Source organism: Atopococcus tabaci DSM 17538 (assembly GCF_000429585.1).
In the GTDB taxonomy this organism is placed as follows: domain Bacteria; phylum Bacillota; class Bacilli; order Lactobacillales; family Carnobacteriaceae_A; genus Atopococcus; species Atopococcus tabaci.
This window is the reverse complement of sequence record NZ_AUCD01000095.1, coordinates 1-5,979: the sequence shown is the minus strand read 5'-3', so window position 1 is coordinate 5,979 and position 5,979 is coordinate 1. Positions and strand designations below refer to the sequence as shown.

The window sequence follows — 5,979 nt, the reverse complement described above, 5'->3', positions numbered from 1 at the left end:
GAACCTGCTCAGAAAAAAATCAGAAGTTTCTGAGGTTTATTTGGTTTGCCTTCTTTTCTTTGTCCACCAATAAAATGGTGTAAGAGTAGAAATTTCTGGAGGAATAGGGAGTGCTTGGAGCCATGTCGAGGACGAAATGCGAATTACGGAGCGTCAGTGCTTCAGCGCTTACGCTCCGTTTGAGGCTTGAGAGCCTGGAGACTAGAGGCTCCAGGCGGTCCCATGGCTTTTCTCCAAGCACCCCCCGTCCATTCCGAAGGAAATTTCCTTGTTCAACCACGTTTGACTTGACTAAACGTAGGAAAGAGAGCGTGACAAAATGCGTTTTCGCTATACTATTCGGAAACGCAAAAGAGGTCAGGACAATTGTCCCGACCTCTTTTGCATTCATTTAATTTTCTTCTCGATCGTGCAGGCCTTTTTCTTTTTGGATTCTTTTTAGTTTATCAGGTGTCACGTCTGAACCTTCTTCGTCGACAATTTTCATGCCTTCAATATGGTTTCTGAAGCCATTACGGAAAGCTTGGATATATTGTTCCCGCAACTTCAGTTGTTCAATTTTTTCATCTTCTGTCAGACCTTCATTGCGTGATTTCCGAGCCAGATGATTGATGCGGTCTAATTGGTCTTTCTCCAGCATGGGCTCTCCTCCATTCCATTCAAAATTCACTGCCATTCTATATACTATAGCAAAATAGTCTCTACTGTCCACCACAAATCGCAAAAAGCGAACGTTTGTTTGATTCGTAATGGAAATTGTGTTAAACTATAACAGAAAAATAGAATGAAAGAGGTGGAACCTCCGTGAAGAAACCAGAAACCAGACAACTTGAAGTACTTAGATACATTCACCAACAAGTCACTGCAAAAGGGTACCCTCCAACTGTACGCGAAATTGGAGAAGCCGTATCCCTTTCTTCCACATCGACTGTTCATGGCCATTTATCCCGTTTAGAAAAAAAAGGCTACATCCAACGCGACCCAAGTAAACCCCGGGCGATTGAATTGACAGCGGTGGGATTGGAAAAAATAGGCGTTAAAAATGAAGACAGAAAAATTCCACTGCTTGGAGTCGTTGCAGCCGGGGAACCGATTTTGGCTGTGGAAGACGCAACCGATCACTTCCCTCTGCCGGATGACTTTGCATCTGAAACAGATACTTTGTTTATGTTGACAATCCGCGGAGACAGTATGATCAATGCCGGCATTTTAGACGGCGACCAAGTGATTGTCCGGAGACAAGCCAGCGCAAACAACGGGGATATTGTGATTGCGATGACTGCAGAGGATGAAGTAACATGTAAGCGACTCTATAAAGAAAAAGGACATGTACGTCTGGAACCGGAAAACGACATGCTTGAACCAATTATTTTGAATGAAGTGACGATTCTCGGTAAAGTTATCGGACTCTACAGAAGCCGTGTTTTCTAATCGAATATGTGTATCAAAAAATCATCCGCCAGAGATTGGCGGATGATTTTTTTGTTAATATTGCATCAAAGTAAAAATGTCGTATTCTTTAATTTTGTCGCGGCCTTTCAAATCAGTCAACTCAATAAAGAATGCTGTTCCGACCACTTCACCGCCAAGCTTCTCGATCAATTCAATCGTAGCAGCAATGGTTCCACCGGTAGCAAGCAAATCGTCCGTCACCAACACTTTTTGTCCGGGTTTGATGGCGTCTTTATGAAGTTGAAGAACATCTTTTCCATACTCCAACCCATATTGCACTTCAACCGTTTCACGAGGAAGTTTGCCTTTTTTTCTGCACGGTGCAAAACCGATTCCCAAATTATAAGCAACCGGACATCCGACGATGAACCCTCTCGCTTCCGGTCCAACAATCATTTCCGCGCCTTTTTCTTTGGCATAGTCCACAATCTGCTGCGTTGCATAACGGTATGCTTCCCCGTCTGCCATCAAAGGAGAAATGTCCCTAAAAACAATTCCTTTTTCAGGAAAATCATCGACTCTTGCGACATATTTTTTTAAATCCATTTGCATTATTCCTCCGTTTAAACACTTCAAACAGCAACCATCATCCATTGATTCAGCATCTCGGCCAGTTCATTGAATGAACTGTATAAAAGTGTTTCTTCCGTCTGCATTCTCTTCAATCGCTGTCTATAGGTGTTAGTTTGAGTTAAATCACTTTTATCCGGATTGTCCACTTTATTAAGGACTCCATTGTCTATTGTAACAAATCCTGCCTCAAAAAACACTAAAAGAATAAAGTCCAACGTAGACCGGTCTAGTTTCAAGTGTTTTGCTAAAAGATCCGCTTTGTTTTTCACGTCTATATCTTGATGAGTAGCGATGTATTTATAAACTTCAGCAAACATCTTTCGATTGGGAATTCCTTTTGTGAAGGCTTCTTCATTCGAGTGGAAACATGCGTATACATTCACAGTGCCGTTTCCATTCAGCACGGCTTTGATAAGCTCCAAATTATCCGGGCAGTCAATAAAAACAATCGTGCTTTTCGTTGTTTGACACTTCATTCCTGTCTCCACAGAATCAACATAAGCATATTCTGATCCATTTGGAACTTTATTTGCGGACGATTTCAAAAGACGTTCATTGAAAAAGACATACAAAGCGTCTGAGAGTCCCCAAATATCCGCAGGCAGTTGTTTGCCTCGTTTATCAATGAACTGCGGAACGTCCGACCGTAAATCCACAATGCGCATCTGTGGTTTCCGGTTGCCGTTCCATTCGTTGATTTCCAATTCCCCGACCACAGAAATGGTGGCATTGGGCCCAAGTTCATCCACGTATTTCCCTAATCCGAAACCTATCCCATCCAAGGCAGACTGTTCTTTTTCCAGCGTACACTTCAAGTGCGTGCTGTCGGCTCCGATTTTTCGCGCTTGAACAGCTTGTGCGTCACGCACTAAAAAGACGGGTGCAGGGTTTCCTGTCCCGAAAGGAGCCAACTGAGAAAGTTCTTCCAATGACTGTATCGAAACGTCTTTCACTTCGCATTCCACATGGACGGCCAACTCTTCTTGGAAAGGTTCGCCTCCGTTGATCTTTTCAGCATAGATGTTCAACTCTTCTCTAAGCTGTGAAACATTCTCAACCGGCATGGACAGGCCGGCCGCCATGTGATGGCCTCCGAAAGCAGTGGTGAGCTCTCTGGAACGGTCAACGGCTTCATAAAGATGGAAGGATTCTACGCTCCGTCCCGAACCTTTTGCAATACCGGTCTCCGGGTTCACACTCAATAAGATTGTCGGTTTGCCCGTTTTGTTTACCACTCGGCTGGCCACAATTCCGAGCACGCCTTCATGCCAGCCCTCTTTAGCCAAAACATGAACATACGTGTCATCAGAAGTGCGGCTGATTTCTGCAAACACCTCTTCTGCGATGGTTGAAACCAATTGTTTTCTTTCTTCATTCTTGTCGTTCAACAAACCAGCTAATTGCGCAGATTCGTCTGGATCGATGGACAGCATCAATCGCACTGCCGGGGACGCATCTCCCATCCGTCCGATTGCATTCAAACGGGGGCCGATAGCGAATCCGATACTGGTTTCGTCCAACTCACTCGCTTGGATGCCGGCCTTCTTGTACAACTCAATCAACCCGATTCGCTGCGTGGTCCGCAGAGCCATCAATCCAAGTTTGACTATCGCTCTGTTTTCATCCATCAACGACACTAAATCCGCCACTGTTCCAATTGCCGCCAAATCCAGCATTTCCCACGGGATTTCTCCCAACAAAGCAGTCGCGACCTTGAACGCCACTCCTGCGCCGGAAAGATCCCCAAATGGGTAAGCGCCTTTTGGATGGCGTGGGTGGATAACAGCATAAGCTGTCGGCAATGACTCAGGAATTTCATGGTGGTCAGTCACAATGACATCCACTCCCAATTCCTTTGCCCGCTGAACCGCATCATGTCCGGCCACTCCGTTATCACAAGTAACAATCAAATTGGTGCCAGCTGAAATGATTTTTTCAAATGCTTCGGTATTTGGACCATACCCTTCCACAAATCGGTTTGGTATGTAGTAATCTACGTCTGAGCCGATTGTCTCAAGCGATTCCACCAAAATTGAGGCGCTTGTCACACCATCCGCGTCGTAGTCTCCATAGATTGTGATTTTTTCTCCATTTGTAATGGCTTCGGTGATTCTTTCAATTCCTTTATCCATGTCATGAAGCAAATAAGGATCATGGAACCACGTTTCATCCGGCTGCAAAAAATGACGGATCTGTTCTTCTGTATCTAATCCACGTTGTAGGCACAACGCCGAAAAAAGTTCGGAAGATCCGGTGGCTTTACTGAGTGCTGCCACTTCTTTTGAATCTGGTTGGCCTAATTTCGTCCATTTTTTATGCGATTTTATCACTTCTCTCACTCCCATCAGCCTTTCTATTATAGCAGACAACTAGAAAGAGCGGTAGAGTGAAAGAAATGAGAAGGAGGAGACCTGCGCGGGTCTCCTCCTTCTCCTGAGTCATTTTTATATTATTCGTCTTCCAACAACTGCACGCCTACCCCAATCAAACCTGGGCCGGTGTGGACTCCCAATGCCGGGCTGACTTGATCAAAGAAAATTTCTTTGAAGTTGGCCAGTCGGCTCATCAGTTCTTGTTTAATTTTTTCTGCTTCTTTTACAACTCCTTCGCCACCGTAGACCAAAGCAAGGTTGTATTTCTTCGATGGTTCAGCAAACTCCTGAGCCAATTGAACCATCTTTTCAATACTTTTCTTCGTGCCGCGTACTTTGGCGACTGTGTAGTAGATGCCTTCGTCGTTGCATGAAATGATCGGTTTCAAGTTCAACAAACTGCCTACAACGGAAGTAACCAAACCGATTCGTCCACCCTTTTGCAGGTATTCCAATGTCGGGACATGGAAAAAGACTTTCGACCGTTCGACCATACGCAACAATTTCTCTTTGATTGTTTCCCATTCCACATCTTCATCGGCCAGACGGGCTGCTTCAATCGCTGCAAACCCGCTTCCGATGCCGATGTTTTTCGTGTCCACCGCAAAAATGTCCAAACCTTCATAATCTTCTGCAACTAAGCGGACCATGTTGTACGTACCGCTCAAGCCGCTTGAAATGGTGACCGCCAATACTTTTTCATATCCTTCTGCTTTGATTTCATCCAAAAGTTGTTTGATGTCATCTGCTCCTGGAAGAGAAGTCGTCGGGATTTCGTTTTTCATTTTTGTGTACACTTCATCAGCTGTGATGGTCACCTTGTCGATGTATTCCCCTTCTTTGAAAATGATTTTCAAAGGAATCACTTTAACATTGTATTTTTCAATGATCTCTTTTGGAACATCGGACCCTGAGTCAGCTAAAACCGCAATTTTTTGTTTGTTCATTAAAACTCCTCCTTATATTAAAACCAGCTTGTTGCTGTTATGGAATCGTGGTAAGTATCTTCTGCGCCACAACTTTTGCGGCGGCTGCCATCGCTGCGTTTCTCATCAGCATCAGGTAATCTTCTTCGTGAGGCGGGCAAACATCTAGTGTATGAGCCAACAAATACGATGCTGAACGACGCAATGCGTATTCTTGCTCTCTGCAAAACAAATCATACGCCTCACGAGTACCGCTGACGGATGCTTGATGCATGATCCCTTTTTTTATTTCAGGTATTGTCAGCACTTGCTTGAGAATGGTAATGGCAATCAAATAAGGGTTCTATGTCAAATAGTGTTGGTGAGCCTATTGAGAGGTCAAAGTGAATTCGTCACTTTGACCTTTTTTTTTCATTAAGCTACTTCTTCGTCTTCGAATGTCAACGGCCTTGGTTGGTGACGGGACACCGTTAATTTGTAACTGATCAAAATTCTGGCCCGTAAGTTGTAAAAGTTCCGGTACCCATACCCCGATCGTTTGATATTTTTGATTTTATTATTCATTCCTTCAATCGCTCCATTTGACAGGGTATACGTGAACGCATGCCGAATGGATTCGCGGTAGGTTTCCATTGTTTGAAGAATGGTCCGGACCC

At 44.4% G+C, this 5,979-nt stretch carries 6 protein-coding genes and 1 pseudogene; 1 reads left to right on the top strand and 6 read right to left on the bottom strand.

Going from position 1 to position 5,979, the window contains the following annotated elements:
* Window positions 1-391: 391 nt before the first annotated feature.
* Window positions 392-640 (bottom strand): DUF896 family protein, encoded by a 249-nt coding sequence (locus tag G470_RS0110950; RefSeq protein WP_028274835.1) that lies wholly within the window; start codon window positions 638-640, stop codon window positions 392-394.
* Between the two features lie 164 nt (window positions 641-804).
* Here G470_RS0110950 and lexA point away from each other — a divergent pair, with 164 nt between their 5' ends.
* Entirely contained in the window at window positions 805-1,431 is a 627-nt protein-coding gene (gene lexA / locus G470_RS0110945) for a transcriptional repressor LexA (protein ID WP_028274834.1), read from the top strand.
* Window positions 1,432-1,485: 54 nt separating this feature from the next.
* Here lexA and G470_RS0110940 read toward each other — a convergent pair whose 3' ends face one another.
* The 5 genes and pseudogenes from G470_RS0110940 to G470_RS13480 form a co-directional block, all read right to left on the bottom strand.
* Window positions 1,486-1,998: an adenine phosphoribosyltransferase gene (locus G470_RS0110940; RefSeq protein WP_028274833.1), complete on the bottom strand. Its 513-nt coding sequence runs from the start codon at window positions 1,996-1,998 to the stop codon at window positions 1,486-1,488.
* A gap of 26 nt (window positions 1,999-2,024) precedes the next feature.
* Window positions 2,025-4,355 carry a single-stranded-DNA-specific exonuclease RecJ gene (gene recJ, locus G470_RS0110935; protein ID WP_028274832.1) on the bottom strand — a complete coding sequence of 777 codons (2,331 nt, stop codon included), beginning with the start codon at window positions 4,353-4,355 and terminating at the stop codon, window positions 2,025-2,027.
* 119 nt (window positions 4,356-4,474) lie between these two features.
* The gene (locus G470_RS0110930) at window positions 4,475-5,344 is read right to left on the bottom strand and encodes a DegV family protein (protein ID WP_028274831.1); all 870 of its coding nucleotides are present in this window, start codon (window positions 5,342-5,344) and stop codon (window positions 4,475-4,477) included.
* Window positions 5,345-5,527: 183 nt separating this feature from the next.
* A pseudogene (locus G470_RS15160) lies at window positions 5,528-5,660 on the bottom strand (MerR family transcriptional regulator); the annotation flags it as partial.
* A gap of 77 nt (window positions 5,661-5,737) precedes the next feature.
* Window positions 5,738-5,979: transposase (locus G470_RS13480; protein ID WP_035445615.1), on the bottom strand; the 242-nt coding region annotated here is incomplete at its 5' end.

Bases quoted from the DNA above. Each gene is read 5' to 3' on its own strand.
- G470_RS0110950 (WP_028274835.1), bottom strand. From the start codon at position 640: ATGCTGGAGAAAGACCAATTAGACCGCATCAATCATCTGGCTCGGAAA.
- G470_RS0110940 (WP_028274833.1), bottom strand. From the start codon at position 1,998: ATGGATTTAAAAAAATATGTCGCAAGAGTCGATGATTTTCCTGAAAAA.
- G470_RS0110930 (WP_028274831.1), bottom strand. From the start codon at position 5,344: ATGAACAAACAAAAAATTGCGGTTTTAGCTGACTCAGGGTCCGATGTT.